Here is a 24,412-nt window from a genome sequence, read left to right on the forward strand (position 1 = left end):
GGTTCCGCGCTATTATTTGAAATCCGCACGTTATTCCTGTTGAGCCACGACGAGAAAAGAAGAGATAAAGAGAGAGAAAAAGAGAAAAAATAAGAGGGAGGCAGGCACGGGGGATAAGCCATAAAAGAGGTAAAAAAGGTCTCCAGGGTGGCAGCGGTGCTTTAATGAAACCATATCGTATGTTGGTTTAGATTATGGGTATTTATACCCGCTGAGGTAATTCAATACGAAAGCATCGGAGAGATGTTACGGAATAATAGTCGCCTGCCTCAACAATAAAGCGCCTCGTTTTGTTTCCTTTTATTCGTGTCTCTCTCCATATTTGAGATATCATTACGTCCAAATGTGATAATTCATAATTAAAGAATGTCGATGAAATTGAATATAGATAAGTGCATTTCTTTTATGGGCAAATGTACGTGGTCGATCTTAGCCATCGCGGTAATGCTTCAGGTATTCAGTATTGCCTGGTTTGTGAAAAACCTTAATGCAGAGAATAGTCTTGACCGTGTCATCATAGCCGCTGTCATCCAGTTGTTGGCTATGTTCTTCTTTGGCATTTTCCGCTACGCTATCAAGGTTCACATATTAGATAAAGCCGGTGGGCCTGATGCCTATCTGGCTCAGAAAGTAGATTGGCCGTATGACTCCATTTACACTGAGATTGTCGATAACTGTGGCGTGAGAAAGGAGTTCGATGCCTGGTACGATAAGCAGGCCGGTAAAATCTCAATAGGGGAGTTTGATGATGCGCTCCGTTCGGTGATCAGTTCAACGTATTCACTCCCCCCTGAAACCCCGTTCAGTGATAGCCAGTTCCTGCGGATCGTAATCATCAAATATTCGGACGCAGTGTTAAAATGGCTCTGTGTGGGTTGCCTCCTGTTTGCGGTGTTGTCGATATTGCTTCTGTTCAATGCCAGCAACACCTTTAAAGAAGGATACCCCTTTATCGTTCTGCCTATTTCTTTGGCGGTTATGTTTCATTACCTGCGACGAGTCGTCACCGTTAAAAAGACAGCGCTCATACTTGAACGTCCTCTGACCTCTGGCGAGATTGATGGTTTAATGCGATTGGCCTCAGGCCTGAATTTGCACCCTGCATTCTGTGAACTGATGCGCAGCCCTTCACGGCCAGTTACCGTCAAAGATGCCCATGCCTGGTTGATGAATAGAGCGGAAAGATCTGAAACCTTTCTCGGTTAGTTACCCATTCAAACGAGTAAACAAAATAACCACAACTTGCCTTTGTGTGTGAAAATTGTATAAAGTATGTATGAATATACAGCCCCTACCTCGGTGGGGGGATTGGCAAGCTACCCTTTTTCGGGGATTAATTACGATGAACATCGCAGAAACCTTCCGTCAAATGGAAGACAATCTGGCGTTGCTCAAGCGCGTACTGGCGGAAAAATCCCCGCTATATGCTCGCGTTTGTGTTGTTCCGCCTGTCGCTGATGGCGATGAAAATCTACCTGTCGAGAGCATTGAACCTATATTGCTGTATGGTGCTCAAGCTATTGAGCATACTCAGAAATGCTTTTCTGATCTGTACATTAAAGACGGTTTGTCTCAAAAATCGACTCGCCGCACTGCCGGTTTGCTTTGGTATGATGATGAAACCCCTGCGTTCACTGCTGAAGTGATGGCGCTGGTGACGGCTATCAACGACGCCAAGCAGTCTATTCAAACACACATCATCAGCCACTTCAGTTCGCAAAATGCGCGCTTTACTGCATTGCACAATGCGTGCCCAGGCGTAATGACCTTACATCTGTATCGTCAAATTCGAGCCTGGCATAACGCCGACATTCAGTCTGTGCGCTTTTCCTGGCAGCGAAAGTCTTTGCTTCGCATCCCAGATAAAGCCAAGTTACTTGCCAGTATGCAGTCGGATATCGTGGATAATAGCGACGTTGCCCTGCCGGTGGGGAGCCTGGTGCAGCGTATTGCCAATACGCCAGAGGACAAATTACGCCTGCGTCGCCCAGCAAAAATACAACCCGTTGCGAACATCCAGTTCAGATCGGAAGAAGAAGGTGAACCGCCGACGATAAAAGGCGTCACAGCATTGATGCCGTATATCATCATTCAAAATCAGCGCCTTGAAATTAAGCCGCTACAAAATTATGCACCGCGTGACATCTTGCGCAGTAAAGACCGGCTGGCGACCGAGGTGATCGGAACCTTCCACGGTGAAACCATCGAAATGCTAATTGGGAGTTAATTCATACCGCATATGAATTACTACAAAATATACAACAAGGACTACGACGCCTGGCTCAGGCAAGATCAGTCAGGCTTTACCGATGAAGAGCATGCCGGTTTCTGGCCGGAGCCTGCTATCATCAACATTGAGCAGAGCAACAAACAGAGACCTGTTTTTTTTACACCATCCTCAATGACCTTGAAGCTCATTGAGCTCGGCATATACGACTTCTGCGGCCGTTGGCCGGAGCGACCATAGCAGTTCGAAAACCTTCTTTTTCCGTTTCTTCCTCACTGATTTCGTCAACTGAAAGCAACGTATTACCATGAGAAAACCATAGGTAATACGACCTACGGTTTCAGGCGAGAAAATGCATGAAATATTATGAGAGCACGCTGCGCTTGAGGATCCCCTCAAGTGATGTGTACGGAATACATCAGCATTTGGATTATTTCATTCAGGAACAGTGCAAGGCAAAATTCCCGTATTCGTTTTCCATTCAACCCGGCACTGGCAATGATACCCATGTCTTGTTGCGCACAGCACAAGCCGTTGGCGTGCCGGGTGAGGTGCAGAGAAGTGTGTATTTTTCAGAAGGGCAGGAAGTCACTATCACAGGGACGATCGCTGCGGTTCGACGCGAAGTTTTACATGGCCGCAAGCGTGAGGTCTGTCCCCCGTCTGGGGAATTGCCGGAATTCGTTAAATACCGCCTGGGTCGCGCTGGTTTAACTCCCCACCATGTCGGGGTAAACAAAATGGATAGTCTTGTCGTTAAAAAGGCAGGCCAGCCAACGCAAAAAGGGCATCGGATCCATATCCCTGCCTGTTCATTCCTTGCAAATGGTATCGTGTCATCTGTAGCTGATTTTGAAAAAGCATTTGTCTTTGGTGTTGGTCGAAAACGTATTTTTGGCGTTGGTCAAATTACGGTAACGACAAACTAACCCCTCACGCCTTGCCGGAGAGTACCCGGCAATATTCCTGTCCTTGAATACTCTTCGCATTCTGTACTGACCGATAAAATATAGTTATTGACTGATTAGTAAAGAACTGATTAACTGTCCACAATTGCTAAAGAGGTGGATCGATATGAGTGGTAGGCCAAAGGAGTACGATGACCAAGCTGTCATTGAGTCCGCAATGAATGTCTTCTGGAACAACGGCTATGAAGCGAGTGGCACCCAGACGTTATGTGAGGTGACTGGTCTTGGCCGTGGCAGCTTGTATCATGCCTTTGGTAACAAGCAAGGTTTGTATCAAAAGGCGTTGAGCCATTATCAAGAGATCGGCATTCACTATCAAAGAGAAATTCTCTCCGCCGACAAACCGGCAAAAGAGCGCCTTATGGATATGCTCCAGTGGGGTATTTCCATCGACCTCGACCAGGATAACCCAAGAGGTTGTCTCGCATTACATTCTGTACTTGAGCGTAATTTTAAAGATCCGGAAATCCAATCCATCAACCAGCACTATCTGTTACGCCTGGCTGCAATGATTGAAAACGTTATTGCTGAAGGTGTAGAGAAGGGCGAGTTCTCACCCTCCACGGATATCACCATGCGCGCCAAAGCTTTTCTGTCCGGGTACTACGGGTTACGAATTATGGGCATTGCAATGCCAGATCGTGACTATCTACTCCAGGCGGCTGAAGGTATCGTCGAAAAAATCTAACCCTATACGTAAACCGTATTTATTCGCCTTATTGTGTACTGTTCAGTAAACAATTGGATGAAGTTTCTTTTGCATAGTTCTTTACCAATCGATAAACAATGGAGTTGATAACCATGCACTCGTCAGTAAAGGCATTTCATATTTCTTCTGGTAACGGTGAGTCCGTTTGGATGAATGGAGATCTGTACTCGGTCTTGATCGGTCCCTGTGCCGCTCAAGGGCAACTCTCTATTTTAGAGGCAACCATCCCACCTGGCGGTGGCCCTCCACGTCATAACCACCTTAACGAGGATGAAATTTTTTATGTCACACACGGGCAACTGGATATCTCCGCTGGAGATGACACTTTTGTCGCACAAGCCGGAAGCCTAATCTTTGTGCCAAGAGGCATGATGCACGGCTTCAGAAACAACACCAAAGATTTTGCAAAACAGTTACTCATTTTTACGCCGGGAGGCTTCGAAAGATTCTTTTTAGAAGTGGGTCTCACAGCAATTGCAGGTAGACCAATCCCTGAGGTCTCCAGCACTAATCAAGAGGTTGCCCGTCTTATCGGGGCAAAATATGGATCATACCAAGAGGAAAAAATTTGAACCGACATCTCTATATATTAATGACGACAATTTTAGTCGTCACGATGAGCGAACTACAAACCGCTGGCATGCTACCGAACATTGCTGATGATCTCAATGCGACAACCGGCCAGGTCGGTTTATTAGTTTCCATTTACGCATTAGGCATGGCGATTGGTGGCCCGATTATCGCTTTTGTTTTAAGGCGTAGCTCACCACGGTCAGTATTGACAGGCATCATTGCGGCTTATGCCATCATCGAAATTATCGCACCGGTTGTGCATGCCTATTGGTGGCTTGCATTGGCTCGCATACTCACGGGGTGCCTGTCCGGTGCCACGTTTGGCCTTGCCTTAACCTTTGCGGCCAGGATCGCGCCATCACCTGACAAAATTGGCCGAAGTGTCTCCATTGTCCTTAGCGGTATGATGGTGGGGACGGTCATTGGCCTACCGCTTAGCCATTTCATCGCCACACAGTGGGACTGGCAAAGCTGTTTTTACCTGTTAGGCGTCGCTGCTCTCCTTGTCAGTCTATTAGCCAAAGTAGGCTTGCCGGACCTGACAAAGGCGACTGAGAGCGAATCCGTTGAAGACCTACAAAACCTAAAATCACCTAAGTTGTGGTCTCGCTACCTCGTGAGTTTTTTAACGATCGGGGCGGCTTACGGTTCTTTCTCTTTCTTCACGCCTTTACTGCAAGATAACGCTGGTTTTAGCTCAGACGTAACAACGCTCATTTTGCTGGGTTACGGCATCTGTACCGTGATCGGTAACCTTATCGTTGGTCGGTTCGCTGATGCTCATCCTGTCGGTGTTTTACGCCTGGGGCATGGCTTGTTGCTCGTGGCGCTGATTACGCTGTCCATGTTCAGTGAAATAAAAGCCGTCACCCTCGTGATGGTGCTGCTTGTTGGGCTGATCGGTATTTCAATGAATCCTGCGCTGATCACCAGGGTGACCCAAGCTGGTGGCACGGGCTATCTGGTCACAACTGTCCACACTGCGGTTATTACGATGGGGGTAACGTTAGGTACCATGTTTAGTGCATTTTCGATGAATGTGTTTGGTCAAGATCCGGTCGTCGCAACTTGGACGGGTGCGGGATTAACGGTACTGGCAATTCTGGCCGTCGCGGTACAGACCGTGACGTTTGGAAGTAAAAAACCGAGTCTGTTTCGGGTTAACTGAGTAAGCGGAGATTTTAATGGTAATGCACAACGTTGAAAATGAATTATCTGGGAAAGTGGCTTTAGTAACGGGGGGCTCAAGAGGTATCGGCCGTGAGATTGCACTGACACTGGCTAAAATGGGCGTGGCCTACGTGGGCATCCATTGCGGGAAAGACCAGGTTGCTGCTCAATCTGTTATTCGAGAGATCCACCAGCTCGGTGTAGAAGCTGATATTTTCACAGCAGATTTTTCTCACAATGCAGGGCAGGAAGCCATCCTGCTTTGGGAAAAATTTTTCGGTCGCATTCAGGAAAAGGGATATCAAGGGATTGATATTTTGGTTAACTGTGCTGGTATCGCACCTTCTGGCTCAATCACTGAAACTGAGCCTGATATTTATGCTGCGGTCATGTCTATCAACGTTGAAGCACCCGTTTTCTTACTGAAAGCAGCAATACCACACATAAATGCAGCGGGCCGAATTATCAACGTATCGACGGTGTTAACACGAGTAGCCGATCCCCAAAGAGCTATTTATGCGGCATCTAAGGGCGCGATAAATACGCTCACGTTATCGCTGGCAAGCGAATTGGGTGCTCGTGGTATTACCGTGAATGCTGTTGCGCCAGGCGTTGTTGATACTGACATGAACAGCGCTTGGCTACACGAGGCACAGGCTCAAAAGATGGCGTCCGAATTCTCTGTGTTTTCTCGCGTGGGTAGACCAAATGATATTGCCGATGTGGTGTCATTTTTGGCATCGGAACGAAGTCGTTGGATCACAGGGCAGGTCATTGATACGTCTGGGGGCTCTTGCCTTTAAAAGTTACTCAACCAGCCGTTTGGCTGGTTGTTTTTTTATAGGCCAGGAGAAAGCACTGCTTGTGTTTCTTTCTCTTCTGCGTCCGTTGCTCCATCCTTTTCTACAGACAGTGGCTTAAGCCGTTTTGTCAGCACAGGATCAACTGCATCCAGAATGCCAATGCTGCTGACCGTGTAGGTATCAATCTGCATCCACGCCGCGCGCATATCGCACTCACTCTTTACATCACTTTTCGCGGCACACCAGATAAACTTACCCTTAGTGTTGGTGCTGGGTTCGCCGTATTTTTCGATCGCGCCTGCAACCAGACCGTCCGGGTTGTTGAAGGTGTAACGAATCGCCTTCACGAGGCTTTTGTCTGACGCGGCTTCCGTGTCATCAATGAATTGCACGATAACTTCTTCATTCGCATTTCCCCAGGCTAATGAAGCCACTGTGCCCGCGCGGTTTTGCGTGCGAACTCCGCTGATGTTGCGTTGCTCGGCGTGCTGCTTGGCCGCTTCAAGCGCTGTATCCAAATCCATCCCCAGGCGGATCCCCGCCACGCTGAATTCACTCACATCAACAGAATGGATTGGCTCGGGCTCTGGCTCGGGCTTTTCTTCAGCCTTCGGCAACGGTGGCAGGTTATCCTGCGCGTTAGAACCATAGAGACCGTCATCATAGTTGGGGGCTTCATAGGCTTGAGTGTCAGCCTCTTCAAGGATCGTGTAACTGGCTTGCGCCGACGTTGAGCAGATCAAGCCCACCAGCATAGCCAGCGTGATTTTCTTCATCAAAACAGTCCTCATTGTGAATTTTCAAAACCATAACATTGACGTGAAAATCGCAGTACCGAAAAGGGCAACAAAACGTGGACCTTAAAGGTTCGCGATACCCCGCCAGGCCACTACCATGAGGAACCTCTTACCACTCATAGGCATAGCTCCATGTACTACGAAAATGTGATTAACCACCTGAAAAAAACGCTGCAACAAGCAGGCGTGTTACCCGAAGCTGAGAACGCCGCAACGACATCCTTGATGCGGCAGGCAGTGACCTTGCTCGACCAGGCCGCTGATATGCTGGTGAAGGTGGCCGAAAATCACCTGAAATGCAGTCAGATCCATAATGGTGACCTCAACAAGGCTCTGAGCGATGTCCTGAATTTCGAGGCCGTTGCCGAGATGCTGGATCAATACCAACTCGAAAGCGATGCCCGAGACGCGCTGGAGTCCCCTAAAAAAAGCGAGCTGGTTCCCTCTGGGTTCACCTTCACTGATACCGGCCTTCATGGCATTGCAGGAAAGATAGTGGCCTATGTCCGTGAGCAGGCCAAAGGACAGGCGCTGACGGCGCATGTTTGGCCTTACCGCCATGAAGATAGCCACATGCTCAGCTGCGATTTTCATTCAAAGGATAGCGACCTGATAATTCCTTTATGCATCACGGCAGGACGAGAGCAATGTGATGAACCCATTGACGAACCGACGGTTTACGATCTGCCCGAGGCGCTGCACCTGGCCGGTATCATCATTCGCGGTGTAAAGGCGGAGATTGAAATTGGCCGGTATCTCAACGAGACAAACCCTGCGGTATTGACCCGGCCGCTACAGGATCGCCAAACCAATGGCCCAATCCATCTCTGGGAGGAAAATAATGGATAACCATCAGGCTCCGCGTTGGGTTCGGTTGACCGCCTTTGTTCGTGAGCACCTTTCCTTCATCGCAATGGCAGGCCTCTTTCTCTGGGCGCTCTCTGGATGGGCTGCGCCCGATACCGCGACAGGCGCAACAAAAATAATCGTTAACCTGCTGGATTTAGCGGTACCTCTGGCCGTTATCTGGTCAGTGGTTAGCGGTTTTATGCGCACGACAACATTCGACTATCTCGGCTACCTCGGTAGGCTCGTCCGCGATGTCGTGTTACTGGTGATTGTTTTTCAGCTGGCCTGCCGATTTTTAGTGCAAATCCAAGATGTGACAAACGGCGTTATTGACGGGGCCATGCGTGACCCAGAAACGGGGATTAGTGCCGTGGTCAGTGTTTATCTTGCCGTCTTCCTGTACCGGTTAATCATAAGAAAATCCAAGGTACAAACGCTGAGTATCGAGTCTGGGCGCATGTCTGCCCCTGTTCGCCGATCGGAAGCCTCATTGAAACTCACGGCAATCCATGAATGCGGTCATGCGTTGGTGTATGCCCTTCAGAATACACACCCCGAATTCATGCGGGTAGCGCTTACGCGTGAAGCGCGCGGAAATGAACTTCGCCTGGGTTATATGGAAAGCAACGTGATGCTCGATGGCCGGGCAACGCGCGATCAGATTTATTGGCGTATGTTGTTGGCGCTTGGAGGCTCCGCAGCGGAATTGGCCGTTTATGGTAAGCAATATGAAGGGGCACTGGAAGATATGCGAACCTGGCGGGAGCAAGCAGACCGGTACCTCCAGAACGGATTCGGCAGTGTATTGATGCGCGATGATGGTCAAGACGAATCCCTGCGCCATAACATCGCCGCCTTTAATGCCCTTCATGCTGAACAGGTCACTATCATGAACCGCTTTATGAGTGACAACGTCACGCTACTGTCAGGCATGGCCGCTGAATTACGTCGTGTTGGGGTCTTGGATAAGCCCGCGATAGAAACTTACCTGCGACGCGTGACGATCGGGGCTGAAGTGCCAACCTTTGTGATCACAGACTGACGGGGCAACACGGTCGCTAACTGGCGACCTTTTTACCTCAAAATCACGACATCATTTTGAAAACTGTTATTTCGTGAGGGGGATTATGCGTCTGAAAACCTGAATCAGCATGAAAACTCACTTCATTTCGTTCCCTGAATGGGCTATGCCACACTAAGGGAGCCACTACGAACAGGAACAACTCATGTCTCAAACACTGCAACGAAAAAGCCGGGATTTACGGCGACTTCTGATTGAACCAGGCCGGTATGAGCTGGTGGAGTCCGGAAAAGAATCTATCTTCGATCGGGTGCGCGCCGTAGTCGCTGTCGATGACGACGGTGTGATGAAAATCAATGCCAGCGAAGTGGCTATCGGTATGTGCGGGTTGTCCGACAAGCTTGATGGGTTAATCGAGCGCTACAACGACGGGTTTCGATTTATTTAACCGTCCTGGCATATGAATAAAAAAGGTGTTTTTGTTACGAGTGCTCGTGGTTGGCTCTGAGACCTATGAGTTGAACCTTGGCCGGGCTAACCCCCGGCTTTTCTTTAATGCGGAGAGGTCCATGAAAGGTCAAGCGAAAAAGGGTGGGGAAATTGGCGTAAATGGCGAGCATTACAAAGGCGGCCAATTTATGCCAGGGAATGCCAGGACAGTTAAAGGCGAGCATTGTTCAACGAGTCGTAAAACGGGAAAGACACGTCGTGTGCTGATCGAACCCGGCATCCTCGTTGAAGTTAACGAAGGCGAAAAAGCTATTTTTGCACGTATCAGAGAATTCGTGGCTATTGAAAACGGTGTTATGCGCCAGACCGCCAGTGCGCATACAGTCGCCTATTATGGCCTGGAAACGTCATTGCCAGAGCTTATCCGCCGTTATAATGCAGGTGAACGGTATTGTTGATTGTCTGATATTGATAAAAATAAGAACTGGTTTATACTATTAGTTAATAATAGTTGGTAATGAATGGGGGTTTTAACCATGTCAACGAGCGTAGCTTTAAGCCCTTACTTTGAGGAATTTATCCAAAGTCAGATTAAGAGTGGGCGATACAATAATACCAGTGAAGTAATCCGTGCAGGACTTCGCGTATTAGAAGAGCAGGAAAATCAATCAAAACTTGCCGCACTTCAAACGGCAATCGTTGATGGTATTAATAGTGGTGAAAGTAAAGATGCGAACTCGGTATTTGGTCGGTTAGCCAGTAAGTATGCCACATTGGCTGAGGATAACGGCAGCAAATGAAATTGGGTATATCACCGCTGGCAGAACAAGATTTAGAATCGATCGGTGACTGGATAGCAAAGGATAATCCCGTTAGGGCCCTGAGTTTTATCGAAGAGCTATATCAAAAATGCCTTCTTATTGCAGAGTCTCCGACCCTCTATGCGGAACGCCCAGAAATTTTACCCGGTTTGAGAAGCTGTGTTTATGGCCGATACCTGTTATTTTTCCGCGTACTGGAATCTGAAGTACGCATAGAGCGCATACTCCACGGCTCTAGAGACATTCCTGCGCATTTCAGTTAATGATACACAGCGGAACAATGGCTTTTATTTTTGTAGAAAATAGGGAAGACTGCGAGTGAAAAGGCCACCGCCTACCATGACCGCACCTGTTTAAACGGTTCAATATAGTCGAACAAAACCAGTGAGGGTGACCTCACCAATTTTGTCATGACAGTTGCTATCTTATCTTTTTATGAATGAAAAATAACAATATTAGCAAAATAGGTGTGCTAAAAATAACATAAGACATTGTAGTGTCGTGATACATTCGCAAACTCTCTACGAAAGCGCGCCAAACGGTAATTGGATCATCATTACCTATCACTGTATAGTTGTATGTAAAGCTTGAACTAAACCCGAAGTCAAAAATGCCCAAACCTAAATAAAATAACAAAATCAACAGAACAGTCAAAAACCATCTAAAAAAAGTTTTATTTATCATAAGTGCTACCTAAGACACCCCCACCCATTTCGCCACCATCAAAACCCGTTGCTTCCCCACCTATTTCTGCTGACGATGTGGCAAATTCAAAGAATTGAATCATAGTCCCTTTATCTGATGGCGTCAGATTGTCGATATTTGGATACTGTTCATGGAAATCACTTGTTACTTCAATGACATCAAGCTTCTGAAAATTATGTTTCTTGCCATCCAAATAATTCTGGAATGAGACAGGTACAGTAAACGCCTCTTCTCGTTCGACCGGATACTGCGTTCTCATTGGTGTATAACTGTCTTCGAATATCCGTGTACCAGATTGTTTTAACCCTTTTACAGTATGAGTTGTGCAATTATTGCCGGAGACATCATAAACATCTATGGACCTGCCGTTTCTTCGAGTCAACTCACCAGCTTTTTCAGGGAGGTTAGGGATGCTGCCAGATTTCCAAAGGTTATTAAAATACGTTTCTGTTTTATCTGTGTCTGCATCCGTTATTTTAAAAACCCTTGCATTCGTAATGTATAACTCATCTCTGATATATTTTCGAGCGTCTTCACCTGTCATATATAGCAGTATACCATCACCCGTCAAAGTTAATGGTCCAGGCATACCGTAGCGACCATATGAATATAGTGACACATGACCGTTCTTGTGAACTGTTACAAACGAGTGACCTGAACCAAATGTTTCCGTCCAAACAAACACACCATCATATAGCAAATTATCTGAAATTCTGCACTCACCAATTAGAGGGGGTGGCGTTACAGGATTGGCAGGGCTAGCAAAACTGGATCCCTGGGAAGGTGTTAAAGGTGTTGGGGCTTGTGTTGCAAAACGGCTTGGTTGCGCTTGTTCTGCTCCACTATGAGCGATAACTTTATTAGTGCCTGCTGGGCAACCACATTGTACAAGTGAGTCATGCACTGCCTGGAGTTTTCCGTGATTTAAAAAACCTTGCTGTCCAGAAATTACAGTGCCTGGTTGGCCGCATTTAGGGCAGTTTGTCGTCGGATCACCCACTCTTAAGGCTTGTTTATTGAAACAAGTAACCGTTTGAATAGTTGCGATGCAGGTTGCTCCAGTAGTGGTCTTATCTCCATTTAACGCCATTGCTTTACCCATGATAATGGGTCTTACTCCAGACATAACACCTCCAATGTGAACTATGATAGCTATGAATAATTAATTAATGAAAATAATATATTAATAATAGCAATTAATCTAATTGTTAATAATAAAGCCATTGTTGTTCGCTACTCTCAATGTTCCTTATTTGTGTTGTATGGAATTTCGTCATCTCTAAGGCGCATGCTTAACTGGTACTGCACATTTTTAGCCTGGTTCTATCGGGCGCAATGCTTATCGGAGAAGAAAATCATGGGCACCAAAGAAAAAAATCTCGAATTTCTGTACAACGCCTGGCTATCCCGTTCCGTATCCTGGGAGTTCGATAGTGAAGATGACCGAAAGGCACAGTGCCGTGAATGGGCGGGCGCATCGCTTGAACATATTGATGATGAGGAAAACTTCGACCAGGACGACGCGGACTACATCATTGACGATGAGCTGTCTCACTGGGGCGATTAATTTCGCCGTTTCACTTTGTCAGCGGATCGGTGTGACTGATAATTAAAGTGTAAATAAAACAGATAGGCATACGAATATGAGTCAAGCACCACAATCGGAAATACAGGCAATTGCACTCTTCAATCATTTGGGTCGAAAAGCCGTTGAAGCACGTTTCGATATGTTGAGCCGTATTTCTCAGGCGCGCCTGGACGAGAGTTATCGTATCCACGGCACAATTCCTGTTGGTTTTACAGCTCTCAATTTCATGACCAATGATGAACGAACTGAGCGCCACCAGCTGTTGTTGGCAATCCAGTTGTGTACCGACCCGAAAGCAGAGGCCCATGCCCGCATCGTGGCTCGCCGTGCCGCAATGAAAAGAGGTGGTCATGCCGCTACCGTTGGGTAAACATCAGCACCATATTCTGGTTAACGTTGAGCGCATCCAGGGTGGGAGGTGGTGGCCGGGCTGTCCGCTTACGATTCACACCCTGAGTCGAAGCCGGATAGTGCTGGACTCTCTTGTCACGCGTGGCCTGATGACCCACACCGGAAGTTGTCATTATGCCGTCACAGATCTGGGCCAGAAAATGGTACAGGAATTTGACAGTAAACATAACGAATAGGTGATATCATGGTGAACAATAGCGACATCATTCAGTCAGTAGTCCAAGAGCTCAATGCTGTAGGCGAGCGCATTGGTCAAGCCATTGATGCAGCAACCGCTGATATGGACGTTCAGTTACTGGAAGAGGTGTTGACGTCACTGTCTGAAACGCGTGCTCGCTTGCAAGGTAAAACGCCGGTCACTGAGGTCAGCGCGACAGTTGTTCCGCTACGACCGTAAGTAAGGCGATGAATCAATTCATCACGGAAGCCAGGATCACCCTATGACCGCTCAACACACTGATATCTCGCCTGGTAGCGAGCAAGAACCTGCAAAACAGAAGGCACCTTCAGTGTATCTGGAGCGTTTGTTTGCCTTTATCGTGACGTGCATTGATGAGCATAGCGCGCCACCAACGTATGACCAGATTGGTAAGGCCTTAGGCTACTCGAAGGGGCTGGTCGCGCGGCGCATGAAGCAGCTGCATGAGCAAGGTCGCCTGGTCATTGATGAGAAGGGAACCGCCCGAACGCTGCGCATCGCGCTCGGCCAGGGCTATGATGCACTGGCAACGAAAGTCTACCTGACTGAAGATCGCAAGGCGCTCGTTAAGTCGATTAAGAGACTCACTGCACGAAATGGTGTTGGCCCCTCTATCAATCGACTGGCTCACGAACTTGGCTTTTCGAACAGCAAGACAAAACGCCACGTTGAATATCTGCATGATAATGAATTTGTCCGGTACAGCCCGGAGCTCAACGAAGTCATTGCCATCGAGCCAGGAGACTACGAGCCGAAAACTAATGCGTAGCGGCGGTCTGTACTTTCGATTTTTCCATTATACGCTGCTGATCTGCTTGCTGGTCGGCAGCGTTCTCTTTGGCTATGCGCTCATAACGATTTACAGGCCTGATTTGATGGCTCCCGGTATTGCATGGTACTACTTCGGTTTGCAGCCAGGGTTAGTTCTCTTTCCGCTGATCGGTCTTGCTATCTTCGGTATCCTTTCTTCTATATATAAGTACGGCGGCGTTTTACTGATGACGGTATTCATCGCATGCGCCGGAATGACCTTTTTCGTCCTCAATTCGTAACCCTTTCCTTGTCTACACCTTGAAAAAGACCTTTTACTCCTGAATCATAGGGGCTACATAACTGAACGTTCGCGTGCCGTGGGGGCGCGCGGTCTCATCGTTCAGAGCGCCTCATGCGGTATGAGGCATATCATTTCGAGGGCACACTATGAAACTCAATGTTCTTGCGCTGGTGGGTGCGCTGGGTCTGCTGGCTGGTAACTCAATGGCAGCACCACAATTCGACCCAAATTCTGTTTACGCGGACAAAGGCGAGCGGTCGGCAGCACAACCGAACGAAACTGCGCAGCCAGGTGAAAAGGGAAGTGTTACCGTCCTGCGGCTGAACAGCTATGCGCACCTGGGGGAGTTCACCGTGCCGGACGGTATTCAGAAAGCCAGTGTTGAACGTTTCAATAACAAGGTCTATGTGCTATCCGAGAAGCCAGACAAGCGCCTGGCTGGATTATGGATCGGCCGCGATGCTAAAGGTAGAGAAGGACTCTGCGGTTACATCAACAACAGCATGCGTATTCAGAAGTGCTACTTTATTTTGTATAGAGAGAAATGAGTATTTTATAGGTGACCCGATCCAGTCACCTATAAAAATCAATACATCAAGCAACTCACTAGTTTCCGATGATTTCAACCCTAAAAATTGCTTGTATTTAGTTTATTTTTTTTTGTCTATTTATTTCGCTTTTTATCTTACGGTTAGATTTTGCGATTTGCTCGTTATCGCCTATTCTTATGAAACCAAAAATCTCCACTCTATTATCCGGTGGGAATGAACCTCTGATAGCGCTTAGTAAATTGTCAAATAACTTTTGTTCAAAAACAAGTCCATTATTGTGTTCTATTTGAGCTATTAGTCTTGATTGGTTAGCAAATGATTTAACATTATCTTTATCACTAAGCACTGTATTAAGATGTAACAACAAACACGACAAAGGCAATGAAGTGCCAAATTTAGCTTTTTTATGAACTTTAAATCCAAATGATGTTTTTACTACATGCTCTACTTTTGCAAAACTTGAAAAAATTATATCCAGCAGTAATACATCATCAAACGAAATTGTTACTCCATCTGCCGTAATATTCATTCCTGTAAGATATCCGTATTCTTCATAATATGGGCCACCGTCAGGTTGAGTTGCATTTTCTTTAAATGTTAATTCCATTTTAAATTCAGTGATCACAGAGACAAGGCGATCATTCATCAAAGCATTACCAATAACTTTTGGTTGTAAGCTTATTTTTGCGCATCTTTTATTTTCAAGAAATTCCTTATAAGTCTGAAGAACCCAAACCCCGCAATCTCCAATAATTATTCGTGATGCAAAAAGAACAGGCAGGCCATAGTCTTTGCCGTAATTGTTAATTCTTTCAATAGCGTTATATGAAAGCGCTGATGTTTGATGGTTAGTCGTTGATTTAACTTCAATAAAGCAAGAGAGATCACCATATTTAGTCTTGAAGGTAACTAAGTAGTCTGGAGTTCCTTTTTCGTGTCTAGGTAGAGGGGTTTGGCTTAGAGGGGTAATACGCTTGCAGGTATTTAATAAATAGCAAATAACCGTGAACTCATCCTCGTTAAAATAACCTTGCGTTCTTCTTAAGTATTCATCAACCTTATCTTCATCGCAAAACAGTGATATATACTCACGTAACTCGGCATTATCTTTGCAGCCTACACTTATCGCTTTAAAAACCTTGAGTTTTTCTACTTCAGAAATATCCCCTAATCCTTTCATGCTGATACTCTCTGTATTAATGGTTTTAATTTACCCAATCTAGCCTGTAATTACTAATATATGCATATTAGCAATTCTATCGTCAATTATCAGGAAGTGATAGTAGGAGATTCTGACTCCCCACTTAACTGTCAAGAGTGAAATGAGAGAAATAACTAAACTGTTATGTAATTATACCTTTCTGTACCAAACTATCATCGAACAATTATTGTCTGATATTTTATAATATATCGGACACTTGAAATTAATATCAAAATAGTGTCTATTAAGTCGATATTTTTAATTAATAGGCACTTCTTGTCCGATAACGATTTAGGAGACACATTTTGCGCCTATTTGGGTATGCCAGGGTGTCCACCAGCCAACAATCGCTTGACATTCAGAAAAAAGCGTTAATTGATGCAGGGGTGGCAAAGCACCGTTTATTTACCGATAAAGAATCGGGAAGTCATATTAATCGCGAAGGATTACAGTTACTCAAAATTAAAGTTGAGTCAGGTGATATTATCCTCGTGAAAAAATTAGACCGCCTTGGCCGTGATACAGCAGACATGATTCAGCTAATAAAAGAATTCGACTCAATGGGTGTTGCTGTTCGATTTTTGGACGATGGCATAAGCACCGAAGGGTCAATGGGCAAAATGGTTGTGACCATTTTATCAGCTGTGGCTGAGGCAGAAAGACAGCGAATCCTTGAGCGGACAAATGAGGGTAGGCAGGAAGCTTTGCTTAAAGGGGTCAAATTTGGACGCAAACGTTCCGTTGATCGACATAGGGTTATAGAGTTAAAGCAAAGTGGGTGGGGCGGTACCGAAATAGCAAAAGAAATGAAAATAGCTCGCTCTACTGTTTATAAGATTTTCAATGAAGAAACGTGATTTACGTTGGTAAAATGAGAGTTTAACACATCTTCCCATTTATCATTTACGATGGATTAATTAATCTATTTCACCTTGAAATGCGAGTAAGAATAGTTATGAATAAGATATTTATAGAGGTTCATTCTACAGAAGTATATAAAACTAAAGATATTATTGATGATATTTACAAACAAGCCGAAGCTTTAGACATAATATTATTCGGTAATAATAAAAATTCCTTTACTTCTCGTGTCATAAAGGCTGGTACCTTGAGTGGTTTTAATCATGCTGCTTTGGTCATGGATGCTCCGCCTGACATTAAAAATGATGCCTCAAGTGGAAACGAACAAACAACGAGTAATGAGTCAAAGTATTTGTATGAATATGCAGGAAGTGGTCAACCCTTAACCTACCAAAAGCTTAGAGATAAGCTCGAAAATGAAAATTTTAATTCTATTGTCTTGATAAGATTGGGGGAAATAAACAAGTATTTCTCCGATATAGAAGATCTAAATTACGCAAAAGAAAAAATAAAAGCAGACTTTCATGCAAGATTGGGTTTTTCTTCTTCCCTCTGGAAAAAACTAACTAAAGAAGAAAAAAAAAGGCTGGGAATACCTATTGACAAAGAAAGTGCGTTATCAAAAAAACAGGAGGAGTACCTAGGTTCTTCTACTGAAAAATGGCAAAAACTATCAAAAAGAAAAAAAGTAAAGTGTATCAAAAAATTCAAATACCACTCACTTGGTATTATTCAATTGGGGTCCATGACACTTGCTATTGTGGCGTCAATAAATTTTTTGATTTCTTATCTTTTTGGCGGGAATTGTATAATATTTCGTACATTTAGTCTTCTCTTCTTTTTAATAACCGTCCTTACATGGTATGTGTGCCTTTTTAAATACAAACCTAAATCTAACAACAGCAAAGACAAAAGACAAATATGTTCAAGTTACCCACCTCAGATTATAAAAATGATAATGGATACAAAAGGTGATAATGCGAAAAATGAAGAAGAAAAGAAAAATAAACGTATTGATGAAGAAATAATTAATGCGTTTGCGGATAAGTGGTTTAGAGGCACCCCGCCGTCACCGAAAAACCTATACAACATCGCTAAAGCTAATGAGGGTTGCAAAATTTTTGAATATAATAAATTAAACTTAAAAATCGATAAGATCTAGAAAAATAAAGTATTTGTTCATATTTCTTAGAGTGCTGCACTGATGTCAGCTTCGTTCAAAACATTCTAAAACGATGCGTGCTTTAAAGGCGCTCGTTTTGTCCTGCTTTTCCCTTCGTCAACCTCCCAACCGATCGTACCATCCTTCCTGTTCCGTACAATATTTCAACTATCCGTAGGAGTTGGTCTGATGGCTCGCAGGAAGGTTCTATCGAATATCGTTGACCGCCTGGGTAAACAGTATTTGCCCGAGGTTGATGCAGTCAAAATCGCACTTGAGCTTGAGGCAAAACACTTGTACTTACGTGCAGCCAGGCAGTGGGGCGTTGCAATGCAGGAAAATCCCAGTCATGCCGAGTACATCGCGGCACAACGTTTTCGTTGCATCGAACTCTCCAACGCCTATCACGCCAGGCGGATCGAACTCAGCAACATTCACAACGAAATAACGTCAATCCATCGCAATGTCGATGCTGCTTATGTGCGCCTCTGTGGGAAAGGCAACTCTTGCCTGGAACAGATCTGATTTATTTCGTCACCGGAATCACTGGCCGTAAAATTTTTTTATCGCCCAAGGGCGCAACCAACATAACCAGAGAGGTTCTATGTCCACTTTATTAAAAGACTTCGTACTCATGGCGCTGCCGCACCGTGAATGGTCCTGCGAGGCCATTCATTTTCGTGTCAAGCTGTGCCCTGAGCCGGGTAAGCTGGGAAACAAAAACCACACTTACATCATCCTGGAAGACCTGTATGGGTTTGACACCAACGAAATGTCGTTTGTGGTCTTCACGAAAATCCTTTTGCAGCGCTTCCCGCACCTGCCACCGAACCGTGTTCACATCCTTATCCATTGCCGGGACATGTCGAAATCTCTGGGTACCAAGGTGTTGCGGTACGATTTAATGCGCGATGAAGATCGCCAAGTCAAGTTGGATAAAAAGCCAGAAGACGTATCGGAGAAATCGGGCTACGTCTCGATGTGTACTTTCTAACTGTCAACGTTGTTTCGGAGGACTTCTCTTGGCCGCACCTTATCATCGTTCTGTCGGCTCGCCACTGTTAGCGGGCGCACGAACCATTCAATTTGGGTCCCACAAAAAAGTATTTTTCCCTGATTACGATCAGGCGTTGATTGTTGCCACCAGCATGACGGCTGAACACCGTTTTCCAATGTGGATTTACAAAGCGCAGCACAATCACCATGCCGGATATTTAATCGCCGGTCACGGGTCGCATACTCTGGAAAAACCGGACTCGCCATTGCAGTCGAAGCAAATTGATCAGATGCAGTACCGAGATAATCTACTGACGCTTTTGGAAAGCGATGCGGTACGTCCAAGTGCAGTGTCGCGCATTGCTATTCGAAATAATGAGTTCTTGCAGTGCCATGCGCGGGTCTCTGAAGCAGATATTATCACCTGGAGCATGATGCAGGTGGATCCGGCACTGATTTTCAACGTAAACCCAACGAGCAGTCCCGCTGAGGCAAAGAAAATCAGCAATCGAATTAAGTCAATGCTGCAAAATGCCTTGTACTGTCAAACAGCTGTCCGCTGGATCAACAATTACAACTTCGTTGTTGCTGTGCGTTGGCCGGATGATGAAGGGCTGAGCCCAAGGCATAAAGTCGAAAATGGGTGGTGGGTCCTGAGTGCGCAAGAGCAGTGTTCGCAAGGGGTTTCGCCAAAATGTGAAGATGTCCAGAAAAAAGCAAACGATCGTTAACCTAAGAGGCCAATATGAAAACTGAACAGACAGATATTAAATTGTACCTGCAACGTCAAAGCACCTGTGGACTGCTGAAGTTCACACGTCTGATGGATTGCATCCTAACACCGCCGCTCATCGGCTTCCTCATCATGGCGTTGATGTTTGCTATGCTCCACCTGATCATCATGCCAAAAATTGTTGAAGAGCTCTTATTCATGCCGTTGTGCTTCTTTACCGGGGGCGGTGTCTGCTTACTGGTCTTTGCACATTTGTACTATTCGTGTGTGTTTCCACGGCTGTGCCCGTTGCTGGAAGTGGACGAAATTGAAGAGCTATGTTCCAAATCGTTCACTGAATATCAAGAGACGGGCCATGTAGAGTCAAAACAGAAATCGGGTATTGATTACCTCAATACCCTTATCCAGGAAGGCATCCCGATGAATTATCGCCACCGCCGTAAATTTTACGCACTGGTCGATGCGGATGAACGTGATTCCAAGCTGAACAGCATGAGTCAGACATTCGAATCGGTGATCGCACAAAACAAAACGCCCGCCTAAACGTCCCTAAAAATCGTTGCGCTCCGACCGTCTAACACGGGCGAGCGGAGCGCGCATTGAGAGCATATGAATATGGATAAGACAGACATTCAACTGTACCTGCAACGGCAGAGTAGTAGCCGTATGCTGAAGGTCACAGTGTTTATTGATAATATCCTCTTGTCAGCTGTGCTAACGCCAATGTTAATTTTTTTGGTCTTGTATGGCTTTACTTATTTATGCACCCATCTGGTCGGTTACGGCGACTCAGAATTTAACCGTGTAATGGATCTGGCGGGGTACTGCGCGCTGGGTTGTGGTGGCATCCTGCTGTTAACTCGACTGTTCTTCTATGGGGCTTTTCCAAAGTTCAAGGCTCTGTTAACAGTCAGTGAAATTGAATTGCTTTATACGGTGTCTAAGGATGCCTACGACAAATTGGGCTATGGCCCAGAGGACGAGCGTCCCGCCGTTGACTACCTCAATGCGGTTGTGATGTCCGGCGTGCCGATGAGCGCGGTTCATACCCGAACTGTGGATGCCATGCTTTTCCAGGCAAAAAGAGAAAAAGACAATCACGACGCTCGCCTTAAGGCGGAAAACAACATTAATGCGCTGACTGACAGCATTGCAAAAACGGGCCTGATGCAGGATACACCCTCGTTAAAGCACCGAGATCACTAACATTGCCGGAAGAGGATCCAATGACCCTTGACACTACTGATGTTGAACTTTACCTGAAAAAACAAGCCGCTTGCCCCAGAATGAAATTGACCAATTTCATGGAAAGTTATTCTGCTGCTTGCTTATATTCCATTGCTCTCGTTTTTCTTCTTATGTATGTCGTCATGCAATTTTTGTATCGCAGTGAAGCCCATCCATCCGCTCAGCTCACCGAGTTCATGGCGCTGGGGGTCTATGCCGCTTGGTTCTCAGCTATTCTGTTAACGGTTACGGTGATGTTTTTCTCCGGATGGCTCCCTCGGTACAATGCCATGATGTCAGTGGATGATATTCAGCGCATGTATGCGTCACTGGGCCGTGAATACGGTGAAATGAATTATCCTCCCGCCGATGAACGTCCAGCGATAGACTACCTCAACACCCTGATCGAAACGGCTATTCCGATGGATGTCACGCATTTGCGGCGCGCACGACAATTAATGCACCGTGATGTAAAAGCCGATGACCTGCGAGCGCGTAATGCGAAGGCGAAAAATGCACTTTTGAATGCGTCCAGTTACATTGCAGGAACGGATAAGTCATCGGTAAGCGACGACAAGAAAAACACAAGGGTTTCTGGTAAGATAGTCGATCAGACGGGCAACGAGACAATAGGCAATGCAGGCATCCATGAGTGAATCCAACACCACCCTGAACCAAATGAGCGCGAATCTTGCCTGGTGCGCACTGGCTGCATTGGGGATTGCCAAAAGAGATGGCCGTGCAAACGGCAATGTGCAAGAGCATCTTTTTCTCTTTGAATGGTTGAAACTGGCTATGCGGCAAAAACGTTTTTCCAAAGATGTTGCCCCTGATCTGCGCTGGCTTATCAGTCAAGGGGAAAATCATCCCATGAATGCTAAGCTGAAGGAAAAGCTTCAATACTTATACGACAGCGGAACGGGCAAACTGACCGCTAAAAACGACTTGTATCGACTGACAACGATCTTAGGGACACTATCGCAAATGGGCTGGCCGTACTCTCTGTTGACGGAAGAGGAATGGCTGAAGATGGACATCGCACGATTGAATGCCAACACGGACTACCTGCGGATCCGAAAAGCCTCCTTAGACCACGGGTTTAATAACGACGGAACACAAACCTCCGCCGTCGAAGTGGTGTTAACGGGAAGAACGGATAAAGTCGAAGCGCTACTGACTTCTTGTTGCTGGGGTCTATCCAATACTGAATCGGCTCAAAAGCCATTTTATCACCTGTTAGCGTTGGCTGATTAGCCGTAAGCGCTGACTCAAACCCATGAAAGAGCCTCAATCAAAGGCTCTTTTTTTGCCTTAAAATGCCCGCAATCTGCTGGCCTTTTAATTTCGTCAGTCAGTGCCCTAGGGTTAACCTGTCAGCAACACAAGCACAGGGGGCACTATGTCCAAATTTAGAGGCAACATTACACCCGGCACTGAGTACAGCGAGTCGCTCTCTCGTTTCCTTGAGCAGGAAGCGAAGTCAGGTCATATCTCGCTTGAGGGCATGCGACGTGTCACCATGAAGCGTAATCTGGCAGGCACGACTGCACTGATGACAGGAATGGCGATGGTCAGCGCTGGGACCAGTTTTATGGCTACGGGTGGCGCAATGCCATTGTTAACCCTAATAGGCGCTGCATCCGCCGTGATGGTCTCTATGTCAGCATTGGCGCGTTGCCCTGGTGGGCTGTTTTACCAGATCTCCGCGATTGAAACGCCGTTCACGCACGCAGCCTTACTTCGATTCGTCGCCTGTGGTGCGCCAGAAGATGTCACGCGTGAGCTCATTTCTCTGCTGAACAAGCAAGAACGCGTCTCTTATGCGCAAGTTCATGATGTGGCCTGGTTCTGTGGTCGCCAAGCCAGTGGAATTGCAGAAAGTCATCTTTTCCAGGACCGGTACACACTGGTCCGCAATCGCCTGGTATTGGAAACCCGGAGGGTAGGGTGATGCGGAGCTTGTTCATTCTCCCGTTTACGGAGCTTCAGCACATTGCGTTATGCGCGCTGCGTTATCCGCTTATCTCTCGACGCAGTCTTTTCTGTTGCCTGGGTGTGATGGCCGTTTTCTGTCTCTGCTGGTTCTCTCTGGCCGGGTTTGAGGAAGCCTCGGTGACACAGTCATCACTACTGGGTGTCGGCTATATCTGTGGGGCAACATCCGCGATCGGCTGGGGTCTGAAAACCTCAGAGATGTCACGCAATGCACTGCGCATTGGCTTTGGCATTTTCGCGCTCGTTATCCTCTCGCTGAACATTGCGGATAACGGGTTTATTCGCGCCGTGCAGCTGCTTGCGGAAGGCCAGTTTCATACAGAGACCAACCGAGTATCGATGATGATGTCGCTGCGGGATATGTTGCTAATTAACGCCGTTGCCAGCCTGTGCCCGTATGTATTCTGGATCGGGTTGATGTGGATTGAGTTTCGCAACTTCCGCCATAACGCGACCTTTCGCAAAAATGCGCTTTTGCGCATGGTTGCCAACGTTAAATTGGTGCTTTATCAAATTTTCATTGTGGCAGGGGCGTCGTTAAGTCTGCTCCTGCTGACCGCCTGGACGGCACTACCGTTCATGCTCTCGCCACTCATGACGGTCTGGGTTGCGCTGTTTGTCTTCTTATCCATCTATCGCATTGAAAACGGATCCCCTCCCGAGTTTATCTTGCACGGCATTGCCACTGTAGGGCGGGTGAACCGATGAAGCTGTCTTCATTCTGCGCGCGCCTACGCGATTATATTCAACTCGGAAAAGTGATCTTCACGAAAGGAGTGCTTAATATCATGTTTGACTCTCATTCATTTTCACCAATGGCAGATGACGCCAACCCTCATCCGGTGACTGTCGTGAACGACCGTTGGCATCCCGTGGGTACCAGGGGGCAAGGGCTACCCACCACCCCCGGCGTGTATCGCTTCCGTGTCCCGATGGAATCCCGACCAGAGGAAACCGTTGAATTTCTGGCGCAGTTGCGCTGGCGTAAGCACGGTGTACATCACGTCTTGATGCCAACCTTTGAATACGTGCTGGACGATGAATTCATCACCTTGCCGGAAAGCACACAATGGCGTGAACGCATGCCGGGCGATCCTGAATCGTTAGGTGCAACACAATTCCCTATAGCACCAGAAATGGCGCATGGTGCTGCGGCGTGCCCGTTCTGCCACCAGCAACCCGTCATTAATGGGGAGAAAATCAAAGAGGATGATGGCGATCGTTATTACACCCATATCCCCTACAAATTTAACCGTTTCTGGTTCTCCTGCTGCGAATGGGTAGGTAAAGCCCCGCGTCCAACCATCTCTGCCCTGAAGCACGACTGGAGCCAACGATAAG

General features: G+C 46.5%; 34 protein-coding genes. 31 read left to right on the plus strand and 3 right to left on the minus strand.

Annotation, left to right across the window (positions count from 1 at the left end; translation table 11 throughout):
- Window positions 1–372 precede the first annotated feature (372 nt).
- The 7 genes from PR725_RS18980 to PR725_RS19010 all read left to right on the plus strand — a co-directional run bounded on the left by PR725_RS18980 (window position 373) and on the right by PR725_RS19010 (window position 6,450).
- Entirely contained in the window at window positions 373–1,206 is an 834-nt protein-coding gene (locus PR725_RS18980; RefSeq protein ID WP_272570050.1) for a hypothetical protein, read from the plus strand.
- A 136-nt stretch (window positions 1,207–1,342) separates the two neighbouring features.
- A complete protein-coding gene (locus PR725_RS18985; protein ID WP_272570051.1) occupies window positions 1,343–2,227 on the plus strand; it encodes a DNA replication terminus site-binding protein in 885 nt (294 codons plus the stop codon).
- Between the two features lie 512 nt (window positions 2,228–2,739).
- Entirely contained in the window at window positions 2,740–3,156 is a 417-nt protein-coding gene (locus tag PR725_RS18990) for a hypothetical protein (RefSeq protein WP_272570052.1), read from the plus strand.
- Window positions 3,157–3,301: 145 nt separating this feature from the next.
- Complete coding sequence (locus PR725_RS18995) at window positions 3,302–3,883, plus strand: TetR/AcrR family transcriptional regulator (RefSeq protein WP_272570053.1); 582 nt, start codon at window positions 3,302–3,304, stop codon at window positions 3,881–3,883.
- Window positions 3,884–3,996: 113 nt separating this feature from the next.
- A complete protein-coding gene (locus PR725_RS19000; RefSeq protein ID WP_272570054.1) occupies window positions 3,997–4,476 on the plus strand; it encodes a cupin domain-containing protein in 480 nt (159 codons plus the stop codon).
- Between the two features lie 20 nt (window positions 4,477–4,496).
- Window positions 4,497–5,645 (plus strand): MFS transporter, encoded by a 1,149-nt coding sequence (locus tag PR725_RS19005; protein ID WP_272570175.1) that lies wholly within the window; start codon window positions 4,497–4,499, stop codon window positions 5,643–5,645.
- A gap of 16 nt (window positions 5,646–5,661) precedes the next feature.
- Entirely contained in the window at window positions 5,662–6,450 is a 789-nt protein-coding gene (locus PR725_RS19010; protein ID WP_272570055.1) for an SDR family NAD(P)-dependent oxidoreductase, read from the plus strand.
- Between the two features lie 35 nt (window positions 6,451–6,485).
- On the opposite strand, the gene PR725_RS19015 is transcribed toward PR725_RS19010, so the two are convergent.
- Window positions 6,486–7,226 (minus strand): hypothetical protein, encoded by a 741-nt coding sequence (locus PR725_RS19015; protein ID WP_272570056.1) that lies wholly within the window; start codon window positions 7,224–7,226, stop codon window positions 6,486–6,488.
- 153 nt (window positions 7,227–7,379) lie between these two features.
- Between PR725_RS19015 and PR725_RS19020 the strand changes: the two genes are divergently transcribed.
- The 6 genes from PR725_RS19020 (at window position 7,380) to PR725_RS19045 (ending at window position 10,651) form a co-directional block, all read left to right on the plus strand.
- Window positions 7,380–8,096: a hypothetical protein gene (locus PR725_RS19020; RefSeq protein WP_272570057.1), complete on the plus strand. Its 717-nt coding sequence runs from the start codon at window positions 7,380–7,382 to the stop codon at window positions 8,094–8,096.
- Window positions 8,089–9,138 carry a hypothetical protein gene (locus PR725_RS19025; RefSeq protein WP_272570058.1) on the plus strand — a complete coding sequence of 350 codons (1,050 nt, stop codon included), beginning with the start codon at window positions 8,089–8,091 and terminating at the stop codon, window positions 9,136–9,138. Before PR725_RS19020 ends, PR725_RS19025 begins: the two co-directional genes overlap by 8 nt.
- Before the next feature lie 184 nt (window positions 9,139–9,322).
- Complete coding sequence (locus tag PR725_RS19030) at window positions 9,323–9,565, plus strand: hypothetical protein (RefSeq protein WP_272570059.1); 243 nt, start codon at window positions 9,323–9,325, stop codon at window positions 9,563–9,565.
- Between the two features lie 121 nt (window positions 9,566–9,686).
- On the plus strand, window positions 9,687–10,025 hold the full coding sequence (locus PR725_RS19035) for a hypothetical protein (RefSeq protein ID WP_272570060.1): 339 nt from the start codon (window positions 9,687–9,689) through the stop codon (window positions 10,023–10,025).
- 78 nt (window positions 10,026–10,103) lie between these two features.
- Window positions 10,104–10,367 (plus strand): type II toxin-antitoxin system ParD family antitoxin, encoded by a 264-nt coding sequence (locus tag PR725_RS19040; RefSeq protein ID WP_272570061.1) that lies wholly within the window; start codon window positions 10,104–10,106, stop codon window positions 10,365–10,367.
- Window positions 10,364–10,651 (plus strand): type II toxin-antitoxin system RelE/ParE family toxin, encoded by a 288-nt coding sequence (locus PR725_RS19045; protein WP_272570062.1) that lies wholly within the window; start codon window positions 10,364–10,366, stop codon window positions 10,649–10,651. The genes PR725_RS19040 and PR725_RS19045 overlap by 4 nt, the downstream gene beginning before the upstream one ends.
- Before the next feature lie 410 nt (window positions 10,652–11,061).
- Here the strand turns inward: PR725_RS19045 and PR725_RS19050 are convergent, their stop codons facing one another.
- Window positions 11,062–12,219, minus strand: a complete 1,158-nt coding sequence (locus PR725_RS19050; protein ID WP_272570063.1) for a PAAR domain-containing protein — start codon at window positions 12,217–12,219, stop codon at window positions 11,062–11,064.
- Window positions 12,220–12,450: 231 nt separating this feature from the next.
- Between PR725_RS19050 and PR725_RS19055 the strand changes: the two genes are divergently transcribed.
- The 6 genes from PR725_RS19055 (at window position 12,451) to PR725_RS19080 (ending at window position 14,893) form a co-directional block, all read left to right on the plus strand.
- On the plus strand, window positions 12,451–12,660 hold the full coding sequence (locus PR725_RS19055) for a hypothetical protein (RefSeq protein ID WP_272570065.1): 210 nt from the start codon (window positions 12,451–12,453) through the stop codon (window positions 12,658–12,660).
- Window positions 12,661–12,736: 76 nt separating this feature from the next.
- On the plus strand, window positions 12,737–13,051 hold the full coding sequence (locus tag PR725_RS19060) for a hypothetical protein (RefSeq protein WP_272570066.1): 315 nt from the start codon (window positions 12,737–12,739) through the stop codon (window positions 13,049–13,051).
- Between the two features lie 225 nt (window positions 13,052–13,276).
- Entirely contained in the window at window positions 13,277–13,489 is a 213-nt protein-coding gene (locus PR725_RS19065) for a hypothetical protein (protein ID WP_272570067.1), read from the plus strand.
- A gap of 43 nt (window positions 13,490–13,532) precedes the next feature.
- Window positions 13,533–14,060: a DNA-binding protein gene (locus PR725_RS19070; RefSeq protein WP_272570068.1), complete on the plus strand. Its 528-nt coding sequence runs from the start codon at window positions 13,533–13,535 to the stop codon at window positions 14,058–14,060.
- On the plus strand, window positions 14,053–14,343 hold the full coding sequence (locus PR725_RS19075; protein WP_272570069.1) for a hypothetical protein: 291 nt from the start codon (window positions 14,053–14,055) through the stop codon (window positions 14,341–14,343). Before PR725_RS19070 ends, PR725_RS19075 begins: the two co-directional genes overlap by 8 nt.
- Before the next feature lie 148 nt (window positions 14,344–14,491).
- Entirely contained in the window at window positions 14,492–14,893 is a 402-nt protein-coding gene (locus tag PR725_RS19080) for a hypothetical protein (protein WP_272570070.1), read from the plus strand.
- 97 nt (window positions 14,894–14,990) lie between these two features.
- On the opposite strand, the gene PR725_RS19085 is transcribed toward PR725_RS19080, so the two are convergent.
- The gene (locus tag PR725_RS19085; protein WP_272570071.1) at window positions 14,991–16,076 is read right to left on the minus strand and encodes a hypothetical protein; all 1,086 of its coding nucleotides are present in this window, start codon (window positions 16,074–16,076) and stop codon (window positions 14,991–14,993) included.
- A 326-nt stretch (window positions 16,077–16,402) separates the two neighbouring features.
- Here PR725_RS19085 and PR725_RS19090 point away from each other — a divergent pair, with 326 nt between their 5' ends.
- The 12 genes from PR725_RS19090 (at window position 16,403) to PR725_RS19145 (ending at window position 24,411) form a co-directional block, all read left to right on the plus strand.
- A complete protein-coding gene (locus PR725_RS19090) occupies window positions 16,403–16,954 on the plus strand; it encodes a recombinase family protein (protein WP_272570072.1) in 552 nt (183 codons plus the stop codon).
- A 98-nt stretch (window positions 16,955–17,052) separates the two neighbouring features.
- A complete protein-coding gene (locus PR725_RS19095) occupies window positions 17,053–18,120 on the plus strand; it encodes a hypothetical protein (protein WP_272570073.1) in 1,068 nt (355 codons plus the stop codon).
- A 189-nt stretch (window positions 18,121–18,309) separates the two neighbouring features.
- The gene (locus PR725_RS19100; protein WP_272570074.1) at window positions 18,310–18,645 is read left to right on the plus strand and encodes a PerC family transcriptional regulator; all 336 of its coding nucleotides are present in this window, start codon (window positions 18,310–18,312) and stop codon (window positions 18,643–18,645) included.
- A gap of 79 nt (window positions 18,646–18,724) precedes the next feature.
- A complete protein-coding gene (locus tag PR725_RS19105; RefSeq protein ID WP_272570075.1) occupies window positions 18,725–19,114 on the plus strand; it encodes a hypothetical protein in 390 nt (129 codons plus the stop codon).
- A 28-nt stretch (window positions 19,115–19,142) separates the two neighbouring features.
- Window positions 19,143–19,847, plus strand: a complete 705-nt coding sequence (locus PR725_RS19110; protein WP_272570076.1) for a hypothetical protein — start codon at window positions 19,143–19,145, stop codon at window positions 19,845–19,847.
- Between the two features lie 14 nt (window positions 19,848–19,861).
- A complete protein-coding gene (locus PR725_RS19115; RefSeq protein ID WP_272570077.1) occupies window positions 19,862–20,392 on the plus strand; it encodes a hypothetical protein in 531 nt (176 codons plus the stop codon).
- Window positions 20,393–20,464: 72 nt separating this feature from the next.
- Window positions 20,465–21,055 carry a hypothetical protein gene (locus PR725_RS19120; RefSeq protein ID WP_272570078.1) on the plus strand — a complete coding sequence of 197 codons (591 nt, stop codon included), beginning with the start codon at window positions 20,465–20,467 and terminating at the stop codon, window positions 21,053–21,055.
- Window positions 21,056–21,075: 20 nt separating this feature from the next.
- On the plus strand, window positions 21,076–21,732 hold the full coding sequence (locus PR725_RS19125; RefSeq protein WP_272570079.1) for a hypothetical protein: 657 nt from the start codon (window positions 21,076–21,078) through the stop codon (window positions 21,730–21,732).
- Window positions 21,725–22,330 carry a DUF2913 family protein gene (locus tag PR725_RS19130; RefSeq protein WP_272570080.1) on the plus strand — a complete coding sequence of 202 codons (606 nt, stop codon included), beginning with the start codon at window positions 21,725–21,727 and terminating at the stop codon, window positions 22,328–22,330. Before PR725_RS19125 ends, PR725_RS19130 begins: the two co-directional genes overlap by 8 nt.
- Window positions 22,331–22,475: 145 nt before the next feature.
- Window positions 22,476–23,027: a hypothetical protein gene (locus PR725_RS19135; protein WP_272570081.1), complete on the plus strand. Its 552-nt coding sequence runs from the start codon at window positions 22,476–22,478 to the stop codon at window positions 23,025–23,027.
- Window positions 23,028–23,188: 161 nt separating this feature from the next.
- Entirely contained in the window at window positions 23,189–23,779 is a 591-nt protein-coding gene (locus tag PR725_RS19140; protein ID WP_272570082.1) for a hypothetical protein, read from the plus strand.
- Window positions 23,776–24,411: a hypothetical protein gene (locus tag PR725_RS19145; RefSeq protein WP_272570083.1), complete on the plus strand. Its 636-nt coding sequence runs from the start codon at window positions 23,776–23,778 to the stop codon at window positions 24,409–24,411. Before PR725_RS19140 ends, PR725_RS19145 begins: the two co-directional genes overlap by 4 nt.
- Window position 24,412: the final 1 nt, after the last annotated feature.

Origin of the sequence: Providencia sp. PROV255 (genome assembly GCF_028478065.1) — a bacterium.
Classification (GTDB): domain Bacteria; phylum Pseudomonadota; class Gammaproteobacteria; order Enterobacterales; family Enterobacteriaceae; genus Providencia; species Providencia rettgeri.

Bases quoted from the DNA above. Each gene is read 5' to 3' on its own strand.
- PR725_RS19010 (WP_272570055.1), top strand. From the start codon at position 5,662: ATGGTAATGCACAACGTTGAAAATGAATTATCTGGGAAAGTGGCTTTA.
- PR725_RS19020 (WP_272570057.1), top strand. From the start codon at position 7,380: ATGTACTACGAAAATGTGATTAACCACCTGAAAAAAACGCTGCAACAA.
- PR725_RS19135 (WP_272570081.1), top strand. From the start codon at position 22,476: ATGTCCAAATTTAGAGGCAACATTACACCCGGCACTGAGTACAGCGAG.
- PR725_RS19130 (WP_272570080.1), top strand. From the start codon at position 21,725: ATGAGTGAATCCAACACCACCCTGAACCAAATGAGCGCGAATCTTGCC.
- PR725_RS19030 (WP_272570059.1), top strand. From the start codon at position 9,323: ATGTCTCAAACACTGCAACGAAAAAGCCGGGATTTACGGCGACTTCTG.
- PR725_RS19080 (WP_272570070.1), top strand. From the start codon at position 14,492: ATGAAACTCAATGTTCTTGCGCTGGTGGGTGCGCTGGGTCTGCTGGCT.
- PR725_RS19060 (WP_272570066.1), top strand. From the start codon at position 12,737: ATGAGTCAAGCACCACAATCGGAAATACAGGCAATTGCACTCTTCAAT.
- PR725_RS19085 (WP_272570071.1), bottom strand. From the start codon at position 16,076: ATGAAAGGATTAGGGGATATTTCTGAAGTAGAAAAACTCAAGGTTTTT.
- PR725_RS19070 (WP_272570068.1), top strand. From the start codon at position 13,533: ATGACCGCTCAACACACTGATATCTCGCCTGGTAGCGAGCAAGAACCT.
- PR725_RS19120 (WP_272570078.1), top strand. From the start codon at position 20,465: ATGGATAAGACAGACATTCAACTGTACCTGCAACGGCAGAGTAGTAGC.
- PR725_RS19065 (WP_272570067.1), top strand. From the start codon at position 13,277: ATGGTGAACAATAGCGACATCATTCAGTCAGTAGTCCAAGAGCTCAAT.
- PR725_RS19100 (WP_272570074.1), top strand. From the start codon at position 18,310: ATGGCTCGCAGGAAGGTTCTATCGAATATCGTTGACCGCCTGGGTAAA.
- PR725_RS19000 (WP_272570054.1), top strand. From the start codon at position 3,997: ATGCACTCGTCAGTAAAGGCATTTCATATTTCTTCTGGTAACGGTGAG.
- PR725_RS19115 (WP_272570077.1), top strand. From the start codon at position 19,862: ATGAAAACTGAACAGACAGATATTAAATTGTACCTGCAACGTCAAAGC.
- PR725_RS19040 (WP_272570061.1), top strand. From the start codon at position 10,104: ATGTCAACGAGCGTAGCTTTAAGCCCTTACTTTGAGGAATTTATCCAA.
- PR725_RS19005 (WP_272570175.1), top strand. From the start codon at position 4,497: ATGACGACAATTTTAGTCGTCACGATGAGCGAACTACAAACCGCTGGC.
- PR725_RS19125 (WP_272570079.1), top strand. From the start codon at position 21,076: ATGACCCTTGACACTACTGATGTTGAACTTTACCTGAAAAAACAAGCC.
- PR725_RS19035 (WP_272570060.1), top strand. From the start codon at position 9,687: ATGAAAGGTCAAGCGAAAAAGGGTGGGGAAATTGGCGTAAATGGCGAG.
- PR725_RS19055 (WP_272570065.1), top strand. From the start codon at position 12,451: ATGGGCACCAAAGAAAAAAATCTCGAATTTCTGTACAACGCCTGGCTA.
- PR725_RS19050 (WP_272570063.1), bottom strand. From the start codon at position 12,219: ATGTCTGGAGTAAGACCCATTATCATGGGTAAAGCAATGGCGTTAAAT.
- PR725_RS18980 (WP_272570050.1), top strand. From the start codon at position 373: ATGAAATTGAATATAGATAAGTGCATTTCTTTTATGGGCAAATGTACG.
- PR725_RS19025 (WP_272570058.1), top strand. From the start codon at position 8,089: ATGGATAACCATCAGGCTCCGCGTTGGGTTCGGTTGACCGCCTTTGTT.
- PR725_RS19095 (WP_272570073.1), top strand. From the start codon at position 17,053: ATGAATAAGATATTTATAGAGGTTCATTCTACAGAAGTATATAAAACT.
- PR725_RS19015 (WP_272570056.1), bottom strand. From the start codon at position 7,226: ATGAAGAAAATCACGCTGGCTATGCTGGTGGGCTTGATCTGCTCAACG.
- PR725_RS19145 (WP_272570083.1), top strand. From the start codon at position 23,776: ATGAAGCTGTCTTCATTCTGCGCGCGCCTACGCGATTATATTCAACTC.
- PR725_RS19045 (WP_272570062.1), top strand. From the start codon at position 10,364: ATGAAATTGGGTATATCACCGCTGGCAGAACAAGATTTAGAATCGATC.
- PR725_RS18995 (WP_272570053.1), top strand. From the start codon at position 3,302: ATGAGTGGTAGGCCAAAGGAGTACGATGACCAAGCTGTCATTGAGTCC.
- PR725_RS18985 (WP_272570051.1), top strand. From the start codon at position 1,343: ATGAACATCGCAGAAACCTTCCGTCAAATGGAAGACAATCTGGCGTTG.
- PR725_RS19075 (WP_272570069.1), top strand. From the start codon at position 14,053: ATGCGTAGCGGCGGTCTGTACTTTCGATTTTTCCATTATACGCTGCTG.
- PR725_RS19105 (WP_272570075.1), top strand. From the start codon at position 18,725: ATGTCCACTTTATTAAAAGACTTCGTACTCATGGCGCTGCCGCACCGT.